Genomic DNA, 20,605 nt, shown 5'->3' on the forward strand with positions numbered 1-20,605 from the left:
TTTGATTATTTTGGATAAGTTCGCATTCTCTCGGGAGTTACGTCTGTTAACTCCCGAACATTATCAAGCAGTCTTCCAGCAAGCTCATCGTGCTGGCTCTCCTCACTTAACTATTCTTGCCCGTAATAACTCTCTAGGTTATCCCCGTCTTGGTCTTGCCGTTCCTAAAAAGCAGATCAAAACAGCTGTAGCTCGTAATCGATTTAAACGTGTCGTTCGTGATAGCTTCCGTTTAAAGCAACATCAGCTACCAGCCAAAGATTTCGTTGTTATCGCAAGAAAGAGTGCTCAGGATTTAAGCAACGACGAGCTCAATAAGTTGTTAGATAAATTATGGCATCGCCTGTCTCGCCCTTCGCGTGGCTAGTCATTGGACTAGTCCGCTTTTACCAACTTGCGATCAGTCCATTGATTGGACCACGCTGTCGTTTTACCCCTACATGTTCACAATATGCGATAGAAGCCATAAAAACGCATGGAGCGATAAAAGGTTGTTGGTTAGCGGCGAAACGTCTATTAAGATGTCACCCTTTGAACTGCGGGGGTTATGACCCCGTTCCGCCAACCAAGCATAACGACAGAGATAAATAACGATGGACTCCCAACGCAATATTCTGTTAATTGCTCTACTGTTTGTTTCTTTTCTACTGTTTCAACAGTGGAACAGCGACAAAAACCCTCAGCCTCAAAGCCAGGGTGTAGCGCAACAAGTTAACAACAGCGGTGATGTGCCTTCACATTCTGCTGATGGTCAGCTAGTCACTGATCAAAGTAGCTCGCAAAACTTAATCACCATTAAAACCGATGTACTGGCGCTTACTGTCGATACGCTTGGTGGTGACGTAGTAGATGCAAAACTACTTAAATACAACAACACTCTAGGCTCAAAAGACCCATTTGTGCTATTAGAGAACAATCCTGAACACAGCTATGTGGCACAATCTGGCCTTATTGGTCAAAACGGTATTGATACTAATGCTGGCCGCGCTCAATTTACCGTTTCTGGTAAAGATTTCACTCTAGCTCCTGATCAAAAAGAACTTCGCGTTCCTATGACTTATGAGAAAGATGGAATTAAATACACTAAAACATTTGTTCTTAAGCCTAACAGCTACGCTGTAAATGTTGATTACACTATCGATAACCAAAGTGCAGCTCCAACATCAGTTCAAATGTACGCTCAGCTTCGCCACTCTCTAGTTGCAAGCAAGAGCAGCCTAACTATGCCAACATACCAAGGTGGCGCATACTCATCAGTTGATACTAACTACAAGAAGTACAGCTTTGATGATATGAAAGATAAGAACCTAAATGTTACTACACCAGATGGTTGGGTAGCGGTTCTTCAACACTACTTTGTATCAGCTTGGATCCCTCGTGACGGTAATGAATCACTAAATAACCTGTACTCTCGTTCAAGCGACGGTAATGGTTATATCGGTGTTCGTATGCCTGCTGTGACCGTTGCACCAGGTGCGACTGACACATTAAAAGCAACATTATGGGTAGGTCCTAAGCTACAAAATGAAATGGCAGCAACTGCGAAAAACTTAAACCTAACGGTTGACTACGGTTGGTTATGGTTCATTGCAAGCCCACTTCATAAGCTTCTTTCATTTATCCACAGCATCGTGGGTAACTGGGGTGTAGCTATCATGGTATTGACCTTCATTGTTCGTGGTGCCATGTACCCACTAACAAAAGCACAATACACTTCTATGGCGAAAATGCGCATGCTACAGCCTAAGCTGCAAGCAATGCGTGAGCGTTTCGGTGATGACCGTCAACGCCTAAGCCAAGAGATGATGGAGCTATACCGTAAGGAAAAAGTAAACCCACTTGGTGGCTGTTTACCTATCCTGGTTCAAATGCCAATTTTCATCGCGCTATACTGGGCTCTGATGGAATCGGTAGAACTACGTCATGCGCCATTCTTCGGCTGGATTCATGACCTATCAGCGCAAGACCCTTACTACATCTTGCCAATTCTGATGGGTATCACTATGTTCATGATTCAGAAGATGAGCCCATCGACTATTACGGACCCAATGCAGCAGAAGATCATGACATTTATGCCTGTTATGTTTACTTTCTTCTTCCTATGGTTCCCATCTGGTCTAGTTCTATACTGGCTAGTATCAAACATCGTAACGCTAATTCAGCAAACTCTGATTTATCGTTCACTAGAGAAGAAAGGCTTACACTCTAAGTCGTAACCTCAATTCTTACTAAAAAGGCGACCTTAAGGTCGCCTTTTTTATTGGTTAAAAAAGATTGATGATGGATTATTAGGTGTTATCCGCTACTCTAGTTTACAATCACCGCCTTATTTTTAAGCTAAGTCACAAGTTATGAATCAACATACAGATACCATTGTCGCTCAAGCTACACCGCCAGGCCGTGGTGGCGTAGGTATTATTCGTGTCTCAGGCCCAAAAGCTAAAGAAGTGGCTTTAGCTGTTGCGGGTCGAGAACTCCGTCCTCGTTATGCCGAATATCTGCCTTTCAAGAATGAAGATGGCACCGCTCTTGATCAGGGCATCGCTTTATTCTTTAAAGGTCCAAATTCATTTACAGGCGAAGATGTTCTAGAACTGCAAGGCCATGGCGGCCCAGTTTTAATGGATATGTTGATTCGCCGTATTCTAACGCTTGATGGTATTCGTCCTGCTCGCCCTGGTGAATTCTCAGAACGCGCTTTTATGAATGACAAACTGGATCTTGCTCAAGCAGAAGCGATTGCCGACCTGATTGATGCCAGCTCTGAAGAAGCGGCTAAAAGTGCCTTCCAGTCGCTACAAGGCGCATTCTCAACTCGTGTTAATGAACTGGTTGAGTCTCTTATTTATCTACGTATGTACGTTGAAGCTGCCATTGATTTTCCTGAAGAAGAAATTGATTTTCTCTCTGACGGTAAAGTATCAGGCGATCTTAACCGCATCATTGACCGCCTAGAAGCCGTACGCAAAGAAGCCAACCAAGGCTCTATTATGCGTGAAGGCATGAAGGTAGTGATTGCTGGCCGTCCTAATGCTGGTAAATCAAGCCTACTGAATGCCCTCTCAGGAAAAGACAGCGCAATTGTTACCGATATTGCAGGTACAACTCGTGATGTACTGCGTGAACATATCCATATTGATGGTATGCCGCTACACATTATCGATACCGCAGGCCTACGCGAAGCATCCGATGAAGTAGAAAGAATTGGTATTGAACGAGCTTGGGATGAAATTTTACAAGCCGATCGCGTATTATTTATGGTCGATGGCACCACAACTGATGCAACAGATCCAAAAGAAATTTGGCCTGATTTTATTGAACGCCTACCCGAAAATATGGGCCTAACGGTGATCCGCAATAAGATCGAGCTTACCGGTGAACAAGCCGGGATCTGCCATGTTAATAACCCAACCTTGATCCGTTTATCTGCTTTAACCGGAGAAGGCGTTGATAGCTTACGTCAGCACCTAAAAGAGTGTATGGGCTTCTCTGGTACAACCGAAGGTGGTTTTATGGCTCGTCGTCGCCATCTAGACGCCTTAGAACGCGCAGCAGAACACCTAGAAATCGGTAAATCTCAGCTAGAAGGCTATATGGCAGGTGAAATTCTAGCGGAAGAACTTCGTCTTGCTCAGCAACATCTTAGTGAGATTACAGGGGAATTTACCTCAGACGATCTTCTTGGCCGGATCTTTACTTCATTCTGTATTGGTAAGTAAAGCGATCCCTTTTTGATTAAGATCCACACCTTAACGCAATAAGTTGTGGATCTTTTCTTCTCTCTTCTCCCCCAACCACCTCGGTTATCCCCTACTTTTTCTCTCTGTTTTATTTTCTATAAGCTTGTACAATCGCTGCAACGTCATGAACGTATCATTGAGGATTGTATGACAGATATCACTTTTATCACCGGCAGTACTTTAGGCGGTGCAGAATATGTTGCAGAGCATCTGGCTGATTTATTAACAGAAGATGGTCACAACACAGAAATTGAAAATCAGGCCGATTTAAACAATCTAGCCACCAGCGGGTTGTGGATTATTGTGTGTTCAACTCATGGAGCAGGTGATTTTCCTGATAATTTTCAAAACCTTGCATCTCAAATTATTGAACAAAAGCCCGATTGTTCAGAGCTCAAACTGGCTGTAGTTGGTTTAGGTGATAGTAGTTATGACACCTTCTGTGCCGCAGGAAAGAAAATAGAACAAATGCTGGTGGATCTAGGGGCAAAACTTATCGCTCCACGCCTTGATATTGATGTTTCAGCTCATCCAGTACCTGAAGAACCAGCAGAAATCTGGCTTGAGCAATGGAAAAATACGTTATAACGGTTAATAATTCATCAATTATTACTCAATTTTAAGCCGGATCTAAAACTTTTTTCTGTGGATAACTATAGATCTAAACAGTGATCAACCCTTAGTTATCCATTGTATAAGTTTTAGATCCCCCATGCCCTGTGTATAAGTGGCCATTTAGATCCCAGCTAATCCCAAATAAGATCCAAGCTCCTCCACAGCAAATGATCCTCGATAAACTCATGATCATTAGGATCATTTATCACTTATCCACACGATCATGCGATCTTAATAGTAGATCTAACAAAAGATCTTCTTAAAAGATCTTTATATATATTTAAAGAAGACAAAACTCATGATCAAATGATCTTGATGAAAGATTCTCTCTTTTTAAGAAAAAGGATAGAATAACGTCCCTTTGCTCGTAGTTAACTCATTGGCTATTTAAAATACCTAAGGCAGTTCCATGTTTTACCAGGATAATTTTGATGTCATCGTTGTGGGTGGTGGTCACGCAGGTACTGAAGCTGCGCTCGCTGCTGCTCGAATGGGACAAAAAACCTTACTTTTGACGCATAATATTGACACATTGGGTCAAATGTCTTGTAACCCAGCTATCGGCGGGATCGGGAAAGGACACCTGGTTAAAGAAGTCGATGCACTTGGCGGCCTAATGGCGCGTGCCATCGATAAAGGCGGGATCCAATTTCGTACACTTAACTCTTCTAAAGGCCCTGCTGTTCGCGCAACTCGTGCTCAAGCTGACCGTGCACTTTACAAAGCGGCGGTTCGTGAAGCATTAGAGAATCAACCTAACTTGATGCTATTCCAACAAGCCGTTACTGATCTTATCGTTGAGCAAGATCGTGTTGTTGGTGCAGTAACTGAAATGGGGTTGAAATTCCGCGCTAAAGCTGTGGTATTGACCGTAGGTACTTTCCTTGGCGGCCGAATCCATATTGGCTTAGAGAACTACAATGGCGGTCGTGCAGGCGATCCACCATCCATAGCACTAGCTCATCGCTTACGTGAACTTCCATTTCGTGTAAGCCGCTTAAAAACGGGTACACCACCTCGAATTGATGCGCGTACTGTTGATTTTAGCGTGCTAGAAAAACAGTTTGGTGATAATCCAACTCCTGTATTTTCATTTATGGGTAAGCAATCGGATCATCCGCGTCAGATCCCTTGTTTTATCACTCATACCAATGAACGTACTCATGATGTAATTCGCAACAACCTAGATCGTAGCCCAATGTATGCGGGTGTAATCGAAGGTGTTGGTCCTCGATACTGTCCATCTATCGAAGACAAAGTAATGCGTTTTGCAGATAAAAACAGCCATCAAATCTTTATTGAGCCAGAAGGCTTAACAACGCATGAATTGTATCCAAATGGTATCTCAACCAGTTTGCCATTTGATGTTCAGATGCAGATCGTGCGCTCAATGAAAGGTTTTGAAAACGCAGATATCGTTCGACCTGGCTATGCTATCGAGTACGATTTCTTTGATCCTCGCGATCTAAAACAAACTTTTGAAACCAAATTTATGGCAGGCTTGTTCTTCGCCGGTCAGATTAACGGTACAACTGGCTACGAAGAGGCAGCTGCACAAGGCCTATTAGCGGGTATGAACGCTGCGTTGTGCGCTCAAGGCAAAGATGGTTGGAGCCCTCGTCGTGATCAGGCATATATGGGTGTATTGATTGATGACCTATCAACAATTGGTACGAAAGAACCATACCGTATGTTTACCTCTCGCGCGGAATACCGTCTGCTACTTCGTGAAGATAATGCCGATTTACGTCTAACCGAAATGGGTCGTCAATTTGGTTTGGTTGATGATGAGCGTTGGGCTCGTTTCAATCAGAAGATCGAAAATATGGAACAAGAACGTCAACGTTTGAAAGATATTTGGATCAATCCAAATTCAGCACAAGTTGATGAACTTAATAAGATCCTAAAAACACCTATCGTACGTGAAGCAAGTGGTGAGGATCTACTTCGTCGTCCAGAAGTGACTTATGACATGCTAACAGCGATTGAGACTTTTGGTCCGGCTCTTGAAGATACGCAAGCGAGTGAGCAAGTCGAAATCCAGGTTAAATACCAAGGTTATATCGATCGCCAAAAAGATGAAGTAGAAAAATCACTTCGCCATGAAAAAACCAAACTACCATTTGATTTAGACTATAGCGTTGTTAAAGGTCTATCAAACGAAGTTATTGCGAAGCTAAACGATGCAAAACCGGAAACGGTAGGTATGGCATCTCGTATTTCAGGTGTTACTCCTGCGGCTATCTCATTGCTGCTTGTGTACCTGAAAAAGCAAGGCTTGCTGAAAAAAGGCGAATAGGAGTTTGTTGTGAAACAACGTTTAGCCCAATTAATTTCTCAAACTGACCTACAGGTCACAGAACAGCAATTAGACCAGCTAGTAGGCTATGTTGAACTGCTGAACAAATGGAATAAAGCGTATAATCTGACTTCTGTGCGTGATCCAAATGAGATGTTAGTGAAACATATCATGGATAGTATTGTCGTAAGTGAATACCTAAAAGGTGACCACTATATTGATGTGGGTACCGGACCTGGTCTACCGGGGATTCCTCTGGCAATTATGTGTCCAGAGAAATCTTTTACTTTGCTCGATAGCTTAGGTAAACGAATTCGTTTTATTCGTCAGGTCATTTTTGAATTAAAAATTACCAATGTGACACCAGTACAGAGTCGTGTTGAAGAGTTCCAACCTGAAGAAGGATTTGATGGTGTCTTGAGTCGAGCATTTGCATCGATGACGGATATGGTCACTTGGTGTCACCACCTACCTAAGGCGAATGGTAACTTTTTAGCACTTAAAGGACAGTTTAGTGAACAAGAAGTGGCAGAACTTCCTGACTGGTGCACGGTAAATGAGGTTAACTCTCTGCGTGTACCTGAATTGGATGGTGAGCGTCACCTTGTGGTGCTAAGCGCAAAGGAATGATAATTGAGGTTTGTTCGTGGGAAGAATCATAGCGGTTGCCAACCAAAAAGGTGGCGTAGGTAAAACAACAACATGTGTTAATTTAGCGGCATCTCTTGCTGCCACTCAACGTAAAGTCTTGGTGATCGATCTCGATCCTCAAGGTAACGCAACGATGGCCAGTGGTGTTGATAAGTACCAAGTTGAAGCTACAGCTTATGATCTTCTGGTCGAACAGACCCCATTTGAACAAGTTGCGATCACTGAAACGACAGGCGGTTATCATTTGATAGCGGCCAATGGTGATGTGACCGCAGCTGAAATCAAATTGATGGAAGTTTTTGCGCGAGAAGTTCGTTTACGTAATGCGTTAGCGACAGTTCGCGATAACTATGATTTCATCTTTATTGATTGTCCGCCTGCACTAAACCTACTTACAATCAATGCGATGACAGCGGCAGATTCTGTTTTGGTCCCAATGCAGTGTGAGTATTTTGCACTGGAAGGATTAACAGCTCTGATGGATACAATTAGTAAGCTTACCGCAGTAGTGAATGCGGATCTAAAAATTGAAGGCTTACTTCGAACCATGTTCGACCCGCGTAATCGCCTTGCCAATGAAGTGTCTGATCAGTTGAAGAAGCACTTCGGTGATAAAGTTTATCGAACGGTCATTCCTCGCAATGTACGTTTAGCAGAGGCCCCAAGTCATGGCCGACCTGCAATGTATTACGATAAATATTCTAGTGGCGCTAAAGCTTATCTTGCCCTTGCTGGTGAGATGATCCGTCGAGAAGAGCAACAGTTATCTCAAGCTGAAACTGTCAACGCATAAAAATAGGAAATAAAACATGAGTAAGAGAGGCCTAGGAAAAGGTCTTGATGCGTTATTCGCAACGAGCTCTGTCGCGTTGGCTAAACAACAAGCTGCCAACCAAGCACAAACCCTTTCAAATGATGGCGCGCTACGCGAGCTCGCTGTCTCACAATTGCAGTCAGGCAAATATCAGCCGCGTAAAGATATGGCGGATGAGGCATTGGCTGAACTGACCGAATCTATTCGCGCTCAAGGCATTATTCAGCCGATTATTGTTCGTGAACTGACAAACACTCACTTTGAGATCATTGCTGGTGAGCGTCGTTGGCGCGCCGCTCGTCAAGCTGGGCTTAAGCAAGTGCCTTGTATAGTGAAATCAGTTGATGATCGCGCTACTATGGCTATTGCTCTTATTGAGAATATTCAACGTGAAGATCTCAATGTTATGGAAGAAGCTCAAGCATTAGAACGTTTACAAAGTGAGTTCTCACTGACCCATCAACAATTAGCGCAAGCTGTTGGTAAATCTCGTACTGCGGTATCCAATTTATTGCGTTTAAATCAATTGGCAACTGAGGTTAAACACCTAGTTGAAACTAAGCAGATTGAAATGGGTCATGCTCGAGCATTATTGGCTTTACCGATAGAGCAACAGTTAGCGATAGCGCAAATTGTTGTAAGTAAAGCGTTAACAGTTCGTGAAACAGAAGCTCTGGTTAAAAAGCAATTAGAGCCTCAAGTTGAAGCTAAAAAAGTTACGAGAAATCCAGTAGTTGAGGCGATAGAAAATCGTCTATCAGAGCAGTTTGGAACACCTGTTGCCATCTCTAAACAAAAAAATGGCAAAGGAAAAATTGTAATTAGCTTTGATCAAGATCATGAACTTCAGCAGATTTTGGACAAGATTGGTCAATAATTTGAGTTTAAAGTGTGTAATTTTTGTTAAATGCATTAAATAACACGTGATCAAGTTATTGTGTTGTAAATTCTGCCGACTTTTTTTGCTGTGATGAGATTGCATTCACTCTTATCACTTGCGTATAATTTTCGCTGTTTTCCCCTCACAATCGTGTAGTGGAATGGACTCGAGGAACGAATACATGGTATCGGCGCTAGTTAGACCGGGACGCCAATTGGCAAAACGGTTGCTGTTACTACAATCTGGCGTCGTTTTGACAACGGCAATACTGGCAGCATTTGCTGTTAATATTGACTGGGGAATCTCCGCATTTATCGGTGGTGGCATCTTTATTGTTGCCCAAGCTGTCTTTGCTTGTTGTGCTTTCATGTTCAGTGGTGCTCGCAAGGCGCGTCTGGTCATGGCGTCATTCTATGGCGGTGAAGTACTCAAAATTCTCATCACAGTTATCCTCTTTGCTGTTGTTTACCTGTATACCGAGGTGGATTTACTTCCCCTCAAACTAACCTATTTGCTGGCTCTTGGTATTAATATCTTTGGGCCGGTTTTATTCATTAACAACAACAAATAGGATGAGTTATGGCTGCGCCAGGTGAAGCGCTAACGCCGTCAGGATACATTACCCACCACTTAACCAATTTAGCAGTGGGCAATGGTGGATTCTGGACGGTTCATTTAGATAGCTTGTTCTTCTCTGTGTTAACCGGTTTGGCTTTTTTATGGCTATTCCGCAAAGCAGCGAAGCAAGCAACATCAGGTGTGCCAAGTAAGCTACAGTGTTTTGTTGAGATTATGGTTGAGTTCGTTGATTCTAATGTCAAAGAGACTTTCCATGGTCGCAATCCACTAATAGCTCCTTTGGCGCTTACTATTTTCTGCTGGATTCTACTGATGAACATCATGGACTTAGTGCCAATCGATTTTCTTCCGTATGCAGCAAGTAGTCTTGGTATCCCTTATCTGAAGGTGGTTCCAAGTGCTGATGTCAACATCACCATGGCTATGGCGTTGGGTGTTTTTGCGTTAATGATCTACTACAGCATTAAGGTAAAAGGACTTGGCGGCTTTGCTAAAGAACTGGCTCTTCACCCGTTCAATCACCCGGTGATGATTCCGTTCAACCTACTTCTAGAAGTGGTATCGCTATTGGCTAAACCGCTTTCTCTTGGTATGCGTTTGTTCGGTAATATGTTTGCCGGTGAGGTGGTGTTTATTCTTATCGCGGCATTGATGCCGTGGTGGGCACAATGGCTAGGCTCGCTACCGTGGGCAATTTTCCACATCCTAGTCATTACAATTCAAGCGTTCGTGTTTATGATGTTGACTATTGTGTACCTATCTCAGGCGCATGAAGACAATCATTAACGATTGATATTTTTTTTCTTTTTTTGTTTTTTTGGCACATTAGCCAACAACTCTAAACTGGAGATAGTGATGGAAACTTTATTAAGCTTTTCTGCAATTGCCGTGGGCATCATTGTAGGTCTTGCTGCACTTGGTACAGCAATCGGCTTCGCACTTCTTGGTGGTAAATTCCTTGAAGGTGCTGCACGTCAACCAGAAATGGCACCAATGCTTCAAGTTAAGATGTTCATCATCGCAGGTCTACTTGATGCGGTTCCAATGATCGGTATCGTAATCGCTCTACTATTCACATTCGCAAACCCATTTGTTGGTCAGCTAGCTGGCTAATAACGCATAGCAATAACTGTACTCGGTTATTGCTGTTAACGAATGGACCCGCAACCCTTTTTGAAGGAGATGCATTGTGAATATGAATGCAACTTTGCTGGGCCAGGCGATCGCTTTCTTCTTATTTGTGGTGTTCTGCATGAAATATGTATGGCCACCAATTATGCAAGCGATTGAAGAACGTCAGAAGAAAATTGCTGACGGTTTGGCAGCTGCTGATCGCGCTACCAAAGACCTAGACCTAGCTAAAGCAAATGCTTCTGATCAGCTAAAAGAAGCAAAACGCGCAGCGTCTGAAATCATCGAGCAAGCGAACAAACGCAAGTCTCAGATTCTAGATGAAGCGAAAGCTGAAGCTCTAACCGAGCGTGAGAAGATCATCGCGCAAGGTATGGCAGAAATCGAAGCGGAGCGTAATCGCGCTCGTGACGAGCTGAGAAAACAAGTTGCAACTCTAGCTGTGATTGGCGCTGAGAAGATCATTGAGCATTCTATCGATAAAGATGCTCAAGCAGAGATTCTAAGCAAAGTCACTGCAGAACTGTAATAGAAGGGGCAAGCTATGTCGGAATTAGCCACAATCGCACGCCCCTACGCAAAAGCCGCTTTTGATTTTGCTGTTGAGAAGAACACCCTAGCACCATGGGCAGAAATGCTACTGTTTGCTAGTGAGGTTGCTGAAAATGACACTATGCAAGATATCTTGGATAGTGGTTACGCAGCTGACAAACTGTCCGAAATTTTCGTGGCAGTTTGTGGTGAACAACTCGACGAACACGGCCAAAACCTATTAAAGGTAATGGCTGAGAATGGACGCTTAAAAGCGCTTCCTGATGTGTATCACGAATTCATGCTGTTGAAGAACGAGCTTGAAAAAACTGTTGAAGCCGTTGTGGTTTCAGCTATTGAGCTAAATGATGCTCAACGTGATGCCATTGAAGCGAAACTGAGTACGCGTCTAGAGCGTAAAGTTAAGCTGAGCTGCAGCGTAGATGAGACCCTGATTGCTGGGGTTGTAATTAGAGCTGGAGACCTGGTTATCGATAATTCAGTGCGTGGCAAACTTGCTCGCCTGAGCGATACATTGCTGTCTTGATTTGGGGAATTGGAGCATGCAACTTAATTCCACGGAAATTAGCGATCTGATCAAACAACGTATTGAATCTTTCAACGTAGTTAGTGAAGCGCGTAACGAAGGTACTATCGTCTCGGTAAGCGACGGTATCATTCGTATCCATGGCCTTGCAGACGTTATGCAAGGTGAAATGATTGAATTACCAAATGGCCGTTTTGCCCTTGCTCTTAACCTTGAGCGTGACTCAGTAGGTGCGGTAGTAATGGGTCCTTACCTTGACCTGCAAGAAGGTATGAAGGTAACGGGTACAGGTCGTATTCTTGAAGTACCTGTAGGTCCTGAACTGTTAGGTCGTGTGGTAAACACCCTAGGTGAGCCAATCGATGGTAAAGGTCCTATTAATGCAAAAACTTTCTCTCCGGTAGAAGTGATTGCACCAGGTGTTATCGATCGTAAATCTGTTGATCAGCCAGTACAGACTGGTTACAAAGCAGTGGACTCGATGATTCCAATCGGTCGTGGCCAGCGTGAGCTTATCATCGGTGACCGTCAGACTGGTAAAACGGCGATGGCTATCGATGCCATCATCAACCAGAAGAACTCTGGTATTTATTCGGTATATGTTGCTATCGGCCAGAAAGCATCCACTATTGCCAACGTAGTACGTAAGCTAGAAGAGCACGGCGCTCTTGAAAATACGATTATTGTTGTTGCATCAGCATCAGAAGCTGCGGCACTTCAGTATCTAGCTCCATACTCAGGTTGTGCGATGGGTGAATACTTCCGCGACCGTGGCGAAGACGCACTGATTGTTTATGATGATCTATCTAAGCAAGCGGTAGCTTACCGTCAAATCTCTCTACTACTTCGCCGTCCACCGGGCCGTGAAGCATTCCCAGGTGATGTTTTCTACCTTCACTCACGTCTTCTAGAGCGTGCTGCACGTGTAAACGAGCACTACGTTGAGAAATTCACTAATGGTGAAGTGACAGGTAAAACAGGTTCGTTAACTGCGCTTCCTATTATCGAAACGCAAGCGGGTGACGTATCAGCGTTCGTACCGACTAACGTAATCTCTATCACCGACGGTCAGATCTTCCTACAAACTGAGCTATTCAATGCTGGTATTCGTCCTGCGGTCGATCCTGGTATCTCTGTATCTCGTGTAGGTGGTGCTGCTCAAACTAAAGTTATCAAGAAGCTATCTGGTGGTATCCGTACTGCTCTGGCTCAGTATCGTGAACTTGCAGCGTTTGCTCAGTTCTCATCTGACCTAGATGATGCGACTAAGAAACAGCTAGACCACGGTCAGAAAGTAACTGAGTTAATGAAGCAGAAACAATACGCGCCAATGTCTGTATTTGAGCAAGCGATTGTTATCTTCTCTGCTGAAAAAGGCTATCTAAATGATGTTGAGCTAACCAAGCTTGCTGATTTTGAAGCTGCGTTACTTTCATACGCTAAAGGTCAATTTGCTGAGCTAGTAGCACAGATTGATGAAACGGGTGCTTGGAACGACGAAATCGAAGCGCAGTTCACGAAACTGCTGGAAGATTTCAAAGCGACCCAGACTTGGTAATTGGTAGGTGGTCGTACGCGATCACCTTCTAACGGAGAGTAACGATGGCCGGCGCAAAAGAGATTCGTAATAAGATCGGTAGTGTGAAAAACACACAGAAGATCACCAAAGCGATGGAGATGGTTGCTGCATCTAAAATGCGTAAAACGCAAGATGCAATGGAATCATCACGTCCATACGCCCAAACTATGCGCAAAGTGATCGGTCATATCGCCCTTGGTAGTCTTGAATATCAGCATCCTTATTTAGAGGAGCGTGAAGCCAAGCGCGTAGGTTACATCATTGTTTCAACAGACCGCGGTTTATGTGGTGGCTTGAACATTAACCTGTTCAAAAAAGCAATCACAGATATCCAGCAATGGAATCAGCAAGGTGCCGAAGTAGAGCTTGCTCTTATCGGTGCGAAAGCGACTGCGTTCTTTAACAGCTACGGCGGTAATGTATCAGCTCAAGTTTCTGGCTTGGGTGATGCGCCAACAGTGGATGAACTGATTGGTACCGTTGGCGTTATGCTGAAGAAATATGATGAAGGCCAATTGGATCGTCTGTATCTGGTTTACAACAAGTTTGTCAACACCATGGTGCAAGATCCAGTGATCGATCAATTGTTGCCTTTGCCTAAGTCACAAGATGAAGACATGCAACGCAACCATTCTTGGGACTACATTTATGAGCCAGAGCCTAAGCTACTGCTCGATACTCTATTGGTTCGCTATGCTGAATCACAAGTGTATCAAGGTGTAGTGGAAAACCTAGCTTGTGAGCAGGCAGCTCGAATGGTAGCAATGAAAGCGGCAACAGATAATGCAGGCAACTTAATTGATGACTTGCAGCTTGTGTATAACAAAGCTCGTCAAACAGCGATTACACAAGAGCTATCAGAAATTGTATCTGGTGCAGCAGCAGTTTAAGGCAAAGAATTAATAAGTTTAGAGGATTAACGATGGCTACAGGTAAGATCGTACAGATCATCGGTGCGGTAGTCGACGTAGAGTTTCCACAGGACTCTGTACCACAGGTATACGATGCCCTTCACGTTGATGCTAAAGAGCAAGGTACACTAGTACTTGAAGTTCAACAGCAGCTTGGTGGCGGCGTAGTTCGTGGTATCGCAATGGGTACTTCTGATGGTTTACGTCGTGGTTTGTCTGTTGAAAACACAGGCCGCCCAATTGAAGTGCCAGTAGGTACAGCAACCCTAGGTCGTATTATGAACGTTCTAGGTGATGCAATTGATGAGCGCGGTGATATCGGTGAAGAAGAGCGTTATGCCATTCACCGTGCAGCACCTAGCTATGAAGAGCAATCTAACACCACTGAAATGCTAGAAACTGGCGTTAAAGTTATCGACCTTATCTGTCCTTTCGCAAAAGGCGGTAAGATCGGTCTATTCGGTGGTGCGGGTGTTGGTAAGACCGTTAACATGATGGAACTTATCAACAACATCGCAATCCAGCACTCAGGTCTATCTGTATTTGCTGGTGTTGGTGAGCGTACTCGTGAAGGTAACGATTTCTACTTTGAAATGCAGGAAGCGGGTGTTGTTAACGTTGAAAATCCAGCTGAATCTAAAGTAGCAATGGTTTACGGCCAGATGAACGAGCCACCGGGCAACCGTCTACGTGTGGCACTAACTGGTCTAACGATGGCTGAGAAGTTCCGTGACGAAGGTCGTGACGTTCTACTGTTCATCGATAACATCTACCGTTATACCCTAGCCGGTACTGAGGTATCAGCACTTCTAGGTCGTATGCCTTCTGCGGTAGGTTACCAGCCAACTCTTGCAGAAGAGATGGGTGTACTTCAGGAGCGTATCACGTCAACGAAGAGTGGTTCTATCACATCAGTTCAGGCGGTATACGTACCAGCCGATGACTTGACTGACCCATCTCCAGCAACGACGTTTGCTCACTTAGATGCAACAGTTGTACTTTCTCGTCAAATTGCATCGCTAGGTCTATACCCTGCGATCGACCCACTAGATTCTACTTCTCGTATGCTAGACCCTCTAGTTGTAGGTCAAGAGCACTATGATATTGCTCGTGGCGTTCAGAGTATCCTACAGCGCTACAAAGAGCTGAAAGATATCATCGCAATCCTAGGTATGGATGAGCTATCTGAAGACGATAAACTGTCTGTATCTCGTGCGCGTAAGATTGAACGTTTCCTAACTCAGCCTTATCACGTAGCAGAAGTATTTACTGGTCAACCTGGTATCTACGTTCCTCTTAAAGATACGCTACGTAGCTTTAAGGGTCTTCTAGCTGGTGAATACGACGATATCCCAGAGCAGGCATTTATGTACTGTGGTGCGATTGAAGAAGTATTAGAAAAAGCGAAGACGCTATAAGCTAATTAGGAGGCGATATGGCAGCGATAACCTTTCATCTGGATGTAGTAAGCGCGGAGAAACGTCTGTTTTCTGGTCGTGTTGAAAATATTCAGGTGACCGGTAGCGAAGGTGAGCTTGGTATTCATGCCGGCCACACCCCGCTGCTGACCGCTCTTATCCCTGGTATGATCCGCATTACGAAGCAACATGGCGAAGAAGAGGTAATTTACCTATCTGGCGGCATGTTAGAAGTACAGCCAAGTACAGTAACTGTATTGGCTGATACGGCAATTCGTGGTGTTGATCTGGATGCGGCTAAAGCGGAAGAAGCGAAACGCCAAGCGATGGAGCATATCCATAATCCGCATGGTGATATCGACTATGCTCAAGCGGCGAGCGATTTAGCAAAAGCAATTGCTCAGCTTCGTGTCATTGAGTTGACTAAGCGCGCTCGCTAATTCAGCATCAAAGCAAAAAAGCGACCCTAGGGTCGCTTTTTTATTATCTGTGTACTATTCATAAACAAAATGTTTGTACTTTGTATGTTAAAAGACGGAAAAATTTCGGTTCGAAAGCTTAATTCCGATCTCCTTTCCCGTTACAATGCAGACTTAAATAAAATCTATGCATCAAGAGGGATACCCCATCATGAGCTTTAGCGCTGTGATTCTCGCTGCGGGAAAAGGCACCCGTATGTATTCCAATTTGCCAAAAGTACTGCATACTTTGGCTGGAAAACCTATGGTTAAGCATGTAATCGATACATGTAATGATACCGGAGCCGATAATATTCATTTGGTTTATGGCCACGGTGGCGATCAAATGAAACAAGTACTAAGCCAAGAGCAAGTAGAGTGGGTTCTACAAGCTGAACAACTTGGTACTGGTCATGCTGTTAACCAAGCGACACCTAATCTAGCTGACGATGAACAAGTTCTGATTTTGTACGGAGACGTTCCACTTATCAGTCAAACCACGCTAGAAAACCTTCTTGATGCTCAACCAGCTGGTGGTATCGCGCTGCTGACTGTTGTTCTAGATGATCCTACTGGCTACGGTCGTATTGTGCGTCGTAATGGCCCTGTTGTTGCAATCGTTGAACAAAAAGATGCAACAGAAGAGCAAAAGCTAATTAAAGAAATCAACACGGGTGTGATGGTTGTTAGCGGTGGCGATCTGAAGCGTTGGTTATCAGCATTGAAAAACGATAACGCGCAAGGTGAGTACTACTTAACCGATATTATCGCAGCGGCACACGAAGAAGGCCGTGCTGTTGAAGCGGTACACCCTGAAAAAGCCATTGAAGTTGAAGGTGTAAACAACCGTATTCAACTGGCTCGTTTAGAGCGTGCTTTCCAGGCGATGCAAGCAGAGCGCCTATTAGAACAAGGTGTGATGTTGCGAGATCCTGCTCGTTTCGATCTGCGCGGTGACCTACAGTGCGGTACTGATGTTGAAATTGATGTTAATGTGATTATCGAAGGCTCTGTTTCTTTGGGTAATAACGTTGTTATTGGTGCTGGCTGTGTATTAAAAGACTGTGAGATTGACGATAACACCGAGATCCGTCCATACAGTGTTATTGAAGGCGCAACAGTAGGTGAAGATTGTTCTGTTGGCCCATTTACCCGTCTGCGCCCTGGTGCTGAACTGATGCGTGATGCCCACGTAGGTAACTTTGTTGAAATGAAACAAGCGCGTCTTGGTGAAGGTTCAAAAGCGGGTCACTTAACCTATTTAGGCGATGCAGAGATTGGTGCAAATGTTAACATCGGTGCAGGTACTATCACTTGTAACTACGATGGCGCTAATAAATTTAAGACTGAGATCGCAGATGATGTTTTTGTCGGCTCTGATACTCAGCTGATTGCTCCTGTGAAAGTTGGTAAAGGCGCAACGATTGGTGCTGGCTCTACCATTAATAAAGACGTTAATGATGGTGAGTTGGTGATCACCCGCGCTCCAATGCGAAATATTCAAGGCTGGAAGCGTCCAGTTAAGAAGTAATAAGTTTTTAACTGAAACTTTTATAAAAGGCAGGTATATCACCTGCCTTTTTTATTGATTACACTTAGACTAACAAGATAACGGCTTCTATCTTATGAGAATCTTATCTTTTTTTCGCAGATCTCTGGCTCTTAACATTGATCTATAAGTTTTACTCCTGCTAAAATAAGTTTCGAATCGAAACTTAAAGTTATCGAATCAGAATTATGTCAAAACGAAATACTCAGCAACGTCGTCACGCTATTGTGACTTTAGTGAATGAACAAGGCGAAGTCAGTGTCGACAAACTAGCCGAACAGTTTGCGACTTCTGAAGTCACTATTCGTAAAGATCTTGCGGCATTAGAAAATAATGGCTTATTGCTTCGTCGTTATGGTGGGGCCATTGCAATGCCCTCTGAGATTATGACTGATGATTCAGAAGATAAAGTTTCGGTTCAAAAGGTAGCCATCGCTCAAGAAGCAGAAAAACGCATTCGTGATCATAATCGTATTATCGTTGACAGTGGCAGTACAACCGCAGCCTTAATCAGTTTGCTAGGTCGAAAGCAAGGGTTGATCGTGATGACAAACTCATTACAGGTTGCCAATGCATTAAATGAGTTAGAAAACGAGCCTACGTTACTGATGACTGGTGGAACATGGGATCCGCATTCAGAGTCCTTTCAAGGCCAAGTGGCTGAGTCGGTACTGCGTTCTTACGATTTTGATCAGCTATTTATTGGTGCCGACGGTATTGATATTGCACGAGGAACGACAACCTTTAACGAGTTAATTGGGCTAAGCCGAGTTATGGCTGAAGTCTCTCGCGAGGTTGTGGTTATGGTGGAATCGAGCAAGATTGGACGAAAGATCCCGAATCTAGAGATTCCATGGAGCAACATCAATACGGTTATTACCGATAGTGGATTGAGTGATACGGCAAAACAACAAATTGAACAACATGGGGTGCAAGTGATTCGCGCCCCTGAATAGCAGTAACAGGAGTCGATATGTGTGGGATTGTTGGTGCAGTAGCACAGCGTGATGTGGCAGAAATCTTGGTAGAAGGTCTGCGTCGTTTAGAATACCGAGGTTATGATTCTGCTGGTATCGCTGTGATCGACAGTGAGCACCAGCTACATCGCGTTCGTCGACTAGGTAAAGTCCAAATGTTGGCAGATGCCTTAGAGCAACAGCCTCTTGCAGGCGGTACGGGTATTGCTCACACTCGTTGGGCAACCCATGGTGAGCCGTCAGAAGCAAATGCTCATCCCCACACTTCGGGCGATATCGCTCTTGTTCACAACGGCATTATAGAAAACTACGAAGCGTTGCGTAGCCTACTTCAGCAACGTGGCTATGAATTTCAATCTCAAACGGATACTGAAGTTATTGCGCACCTTGTTCATTGGGAGCTTGCACAAAGTGGCTCTCTATTGGAAGCGGTACAGAAAACAGTAGCTCAACTTGAAGGCGCATACGGTACTGTGGTTATGGATCGCCGTGATAATGAGCGTGTGGTTGTCGCTCGTTCTGGTAGTCCATTGGTCATTGGTCTAGGTGTTGGTGAAAACTTTATTGCCTCTGATCAACTCGCCCTACTTAACGTTACTCGTCGGTTCATTTTCTTAGAAGAAGGTGATGTAGCCGAAATTACTCGTCGAGATATCGCTATTTTTGATGAGGCTGGCCAAGCGGTACAACGTGAAATCCATGAGTCCACTGTCGAGCATGATGCTGCAGATAAAGGTCAGTATCGCCATTACATGCAAAAAGAGATCTATGAACAGCCAAGTGCATTAATTAATACGATGGAAGGTCGTATTCGTAACAATAGCGTTGTGGTTGAAAGTATTGGCACTGGTGCTAAAGAGATTTTAAATAAAGTTGAGCATATCCAAATTGTGGCTTGTGGTACTTCTTACAATGCAGGCATGGTTGCTCGTTATTGGTTTGAAGCGATGACAGGCGTAAGCTGTGATGTTGAGATTGCTTCTGAGTTTCGTTACCGCAAATTTGTTACCCGCCCAAATAGTTTATTAATCACCTTATCTCAGTCAGGTGAAACTGCCGATACCCTAGCCGCCCTTCGTTTAGCCAAAGAGAAAGGCTATATGGCAGCAATGACTATTTGTAATGTGGCCGGTTCCTCATTAGTTCGTGAATCCGATTTGGCCTTTATGACCCGAGCTGGTGCGGAAATTGGTGTTGCATCAACAAAAGCATTCACCACACAGCTTATTGCCCTACTGATGTTGGTAACGGCATTAGGTAAAGAAAAAGGTGCGATTGATTCGGAGCTGGAAGCTAAAATTGTTCATGCGATGCAGCAACTACCAAGCTATATTGAAAAAGCACTCGCATTTGATAAGCCCATTGAAGCATTAGCAGAAGATTTTGCCGATAAGCATCACGCACTATTTTTAGGCCGTGGTGAGTTTTACCCAATTGCAGTAGAAGCCTCTTTAAAGTTAAAAGAGATCTCTTACATTCACGCTGAAGCGTATGCTGCGGGTGAACTAAAGCATGGCCCATTAGCGTTAATTGATGCTGATATGCCAGTCATTGTGGTTGCACCTACCAACGATTTACTTGAGAAACTTAAATCTAATATCGAGGAAGTTCGCGCGCGCGGTGGTCTATTGTATGTTTTTGCTGACAACGAAGCAGGCTTTGAAGCGAGTGAAGGAATGAAGATCATCACCATGCCAAAAGTTGATGAGATTATCGCTCCTATTTTCTACACAATCCCAATGCAATTACTGTCGTACCATGTTGCCCTTATTAAGGGGACAGATGTTGATCAGCCTCGTAATTTAGCGAAAGCCGTTACGGTAGAGTAATTCCTAACTCGCTTATATTGAGATATTTATCATTATGGCAGATACTGTTTTTTCAGTATCTGCCTTTTTTATGTCTAGATTTTTTTGCTCGCATTTT

Annotated in this window: 21 protein-coding genes; all 21 read left to right on the top strand. The window is 44.0% G+C overall.

Translation table 11 applies throughout. The features are described from left to right. Position 1: 1 nt before the first annotated feature. The 21 genes from rnpA to glmS all read left to right on the top strand — a co-directional run bounded on the left by rnpA (position 2) and on the right by glmS (position 20,508). The gene (gene rnpA, locus CTN07_RS15265; RefSeq protein ID WP_370466046.1) at positions 2-367 is read left to right on the top strand and encodes a ribonuclease P protein component; all 366 of its coding nucleotides are present in this window, start codon (positions 2-4) and stop codon (positions 365-367) included. Further along, entirely contained in the window at positions 334-591 is a 258-nt protein-coding gene (gene yidD / locus CTN07_RS15270; protein ID WP_075985224.1) for a membrane protein insertion efficiency factor YidD, read from the top strand. Before rnpA ends, yidD begins: the two co-directional genes overlap by 34 nt. A 2-nt stretch (positions 592-593) precedes the next feature. After that, positions 594-2,216, top strand: coding sequence for a membrane protein insertase YidC (yidC, locus tag CTN07_RS15275; RefSeq protein WP_005302266.1), 1,623 nt, complete (start codon positions 594-596; stop codon positions 2,214-2,216). A gap of 135 nt (positions 2,217-2,351) precedes the next feature. Further along, positions 2,352-3,719 (top strand): tRNA uridine-5-carboxymethylaminomethyl(34) synthesis GTPase MnmE, encoded by a 1,368-nt coding sequence (gene mnmE, locus CTN07_RS15280; RefSeq protein ID WP_005302263.1) that lies wholly within the window; start codon positions 2,352-2,354, stop codon positions 3,717-3,719. 168 nt (positions 3,720-3,887) lie between these two features. Then, positions 3,888-4,328 (top strand): FMN-binding protein MioC, encoded by a 441-nt coding sequence (mioC, locus tag CTN07_RS15285; protein ID WP_036764615.1) that lies wholly within the window; start codon positions 3,888-3,890, stop codon positions 4,326-4,328. Positions 4,329-4,764: 436 nt separating this feature from the next. After that, positions 4,765-6,654 carry a tRNA uridine-5-carboxymethylaminomethyl(34) synthesis enzyme MnmG gene (gene mnmG / locus CTN07_RS15290; RefSeq protein ID WP_005302259.1) on the top strand — a complete coding sequence of 630 codons (1,890 nt, stop codon included), beginning with the start codon at positions 4,765-4,767 and terminating at the stop codon, positions 6,652-6,654. Between the two features lie 9 nt (positions 6,655-6,663). After that, positions 6,664-7,284, top strand: a complete 621-nt coding sequence (gene rsmG / locus CTN07_RS15295; protein ID WP_005302257.1) for a 16S rRNA (guanine(527)-N(7))-methyltransferase RsmG — start codon at positions 6,664-6,666, stop codon at positions 7,282-7,284. Positions 7,285-7,300: 16 nt separating this feature from the next. Next, entirely contained in the window at positions 7,301-8,098 is a 798-nt protein-coding gene (locus CTN07_RS15300; RefSeq protein WP_005302255.1) for a ParA family protein, read from the top strand. Between the two features lie 16 nt (positions 8,099-8,114). Next, the gene (locus tag CTN07_RS15305; protein WP_005302253.1) at positions 8,115-8,996 is read left to right on the top strand and encodes a ParB/RepB/Spo0J family partition protein; all 882 of its coding nucleotides are present in this window, start codon (positions 8,115-8,117) and stop codon (positions 8,994-8,996) included. Between the two features lie 184 nt (positions 8,997-9,180). Further along, the gene (locus CTN07_RS15310) at positions 9,181-9,570 is read left to right on the top strand and encodes a F0F1 ATP synthase subunit I (protein WP_036764614.1); all 390 of its coding nucleotides are present in this window, start codon (positions 9,181-9,183) and stop codon (positions 9,568-9,570) included. A gap of 8 nt (positions 9,571-9,578) precedes the next feature. After that, positions 9,579-10,364 carry a F0F1 ATP synthase subunit A gene (gene atpB / locus CTN07_RS15315; protein ID WP_005302250.1) on the top strand — a complete coding sequence of 262 codons (786 nt, stop codon included), beginning with the start codon at positions 9,579-9,581 and terminating at the stop codon, positions 10,362-10,364. Between the two features lie 69 nt (positions 10,365-10,433). After that, positions 10,434-10,691 carry a F0F1 ATP synthase subunit C gene (gene atpE / locus CTN07_RS15320; RefSeq protein WP_005302247.1) on the top strand — a complete coding sequence of 86 codons (258 nt, stop codon included), beginning with the start codon at positions 10,434-10,436 and terminating at the stop codon, positions 10,689-10,691. Positions 10,692-10,767: 76 nt separating this feature from the next. Then, positions 10,768-11,238: a F0F1 ATP synthase subunit B gene (atpF, locus tag CTN07_RS15325; protein ID WP_036764613.1), complete on the top strand. Its 471-nt coding sequence runs from the start codon at positions 10,768-10,770 to the stop codon at positions 11,236-11,238. 15 nt (positions 11,239-11,253) lie between these two features. After that, positions 11,254-11,787, top strand: a complete 534-nt coding sequence (gene atpH, locus CTN07_RS15330) for a F0F1 ATP synthase subunit delta (protein WP_005302239.1) — start codon at positions 11,254-11,256, stop codon at positions 11,785-11,787. 16 nt (positions 11,788-11,803) lie between these two features. Continuing rightward, a complete protein-coding gene (atpA, locus tag CTN07_RS15335; RefSeq protein WP_005302234.1) occupies positions 11,804-13,345 on the top strand; it encodes a F0F1 ATP synthase subunit alpha in 1,542 nt (513 codons plus the stop codon). Between the two features lie 44 nt (positions 13,346-13,389). Next, positions 13,390-14,256 (top strand): F0F1 ATP synthase subunit gamma, encoded by an 867-nt coding sequence (atpG, locus tag CTN07_RS15340; protein WP_005302231.1) that lies wholly within the window; start codon positions 13,390-13,392, stop codon positions 14,254-14,256. A 32-nt stretch (positions 14,257-14,288) separates the two neighbouring features. Further along, entirely contained in the window at positions 14,289-15,695 is a 1,407-nt protein-coding gene (atpD, locus tag CTN07_RS15345; RefSeq protein WP_005302228.1) for a F0F1 ATP synthase subunit beta, read from the top strand. A 17-nt stretch (positions 15,696-15,712) separates the two neighbouring features. Next, positions 15,713-16,135 (top strand): F0F1 ATP synthase subunit epsilon, encoded by a 423-nt coding sequence (locus CTN07_RS15350; protein ID WP_005302226.1) that lies wholly within the window; start codon positions 15,713-15,715, stop codon positions 16,133-16,135. 190 nt (positions 16,136-16,325) lie between these two features. Further along, the gene (gene glmU, locus CTN07_RS15355) at positions 16,326-17,684 is read left to right on the top strand and encodes a bifunctional UDP-N-acetylglucosamine diphosphorylase/glucosamine-1-phosphate N-acetyltransferase GlmU (RefSeq protein ID WP_036764612.1); all 1,359 of its coding nucleotides are present in this window, start codon (positions 16,326-16,328) and stop codon (positions 17,682-17,684) included. 206 nt (positions 17,685-17,890) lie between these two features. Then, the gene (locus tag CTN07_RS15360; RefSeq protein ID WP_005302220.1) at positions 17,891-18,658 is read left to right on the top strand and encodes a DeoR/GlpR family DNA-binding transcription regulator; all 768 of its coding nucleotides are present in this window, start codon (positions 17,891-17,893) and stop codon (positions 18,656-18,658) included. A 17-nt stretch (positions 18,659-18,675) separates the two neighbouring features. Next, the gene (gene glmS, locus CTN07_RS15365) at positions 18,676-20,508 is read left to right on the top strand and encodes a glutamine--fructose-6-phosphate transaminase (isomerizing) (RefSeq protein WP_005302217.1); all 1,833 of its coding nucleotides are present in this window, start codon (positions 18,676-18,678) and stop codon (positions 20,506-20,508) included. Positions 20,509-20,605: the final 97 nt, after the last annotated feature.

Origin of the sequence: Photobacterium damselae (genome assembly GCF_003026815.1) — a bacterium.
Classification (GTDB): Bacteria; Pseudomonadota; Gammaproteobacteria; order Enterobacterales; family Vibrionaceae; genus Photobacterium; species Photobacterium damselae.

Excerpts from the sequence above, each read along its gene's own strand:
- yidD (WP_075985224.1), top strand. The coding sequence starts at position 334 with ATGGCATCGCCTGTCTCGCCCTTCGCGTGGCTAGTCATTGGACTAGTC.
- atpG (WP_005302231.1), top strand. The coding sequence starts at position 13,390 with ATGGCCGGCGCAAAAGAGATTCGTAATAAGATCGGTAGTGTGAAAAAC.
- atpA (WP_005302234.1), top strand. The coding sequence starts at position 11,804 with ATGCAACTTAATTCCACGGAAATTAGCGATCTGATCAAACAACGTATT.
- atpD (WP_005302228.1), top strand. The coding sequence starts at position 14,289 with ATGGCTACAGGTAAGATCGTACAGATCATCGGTGCGGTAGTCGACGTA.
- mnmE (WP_005302263.1), top strand. The coding sequence starts at position 2,352 with ATGAATCAACATACAGATACCATTGTCGCTCAAGCTACACCGCCAGGC.
- CTN07_RS15305 (WP_005302253.1), top strand. The coding sequence starts at position 8,115 with ATGAGTAAGAGAGGCCTAGGAAAAGGTCTTGATGCGTTATTCGCAACG.
- mnmG (WP_005302259.1), top strand. The coding sequence starts at position 4,765 with ATGTTTTACCAGGATAATTTTGATGTCATCGTTGTGGGTGGTGGTCAC.
- CTN07_RS15350 (WP_005302226.1), top strand. The coding sequence starts at position 15,713 with ATGGCAGCGATAACCTTTCATCTGGATGTAGTAAGCGCGGAGAAACGT.
- atpB (WP_005302250.1), top strand. The coding sequence starts at position 9,579 with ATGGCTGCGCCAGGTGAAGCGCTAACGCCGTCAGGATACATTACCCAC.
- atpH (WP_005302239.1), top strand. The coding sequence starts at position 11,254 with ATGTCGGAATTAGCCACAATCGCACGCCCCTACGCAAAAGCCGCTTTT.
- CTN07_RS15360 (WP_005302220.1), top strand. The coding sequence starts at position 17,891 with ATGTCAAAACGAAATACTCAGCAACGTCGTCACGCTATTGTGACTTTA.
- atpE (WP_005302247.1), top strand. The coding sequence starts at position 10,434 with ATGGAAACTTTATTAAGCTTTTCTGCAATTGCCGTGGGCATCATTGTA.
- glmS (WP_005302217.1), top strand. The coding sequence starts at position 18,676 with ATGTGTGGGATTGTTGGTGCAGTAGCACAGCGTGATGTGGCAGAAATC.
- mioC (WP_036764615.1), top strand. The coding sequence starts at position 3,888 with ATGACAGATATCACTTTTATCACCGGCAGTACTTTAGGCGGTGCAGAA.
- yidC (WP_005302266.1), top strand. The coding sequence starts at position 594 with ATGGACTCCCAACGCAATATTCTGTTAATTGCTCTACTGTTTGTTTCT.
- glmU (WP_036764612.1), top strand. The coding sequence starts at position 16,326 with ATGAGCTTTAGCGCTGTGATTCTCGCTGCGGGAAAAGGCACCCGTATG.
- CTN07_RS15310 (WP_036764614.1), top strand. The coding sequence starts at position 9,181 with ATGGTATCGGCGCTAGTTAGACCGGGACGCCAATTGGCAAAACGGTTG.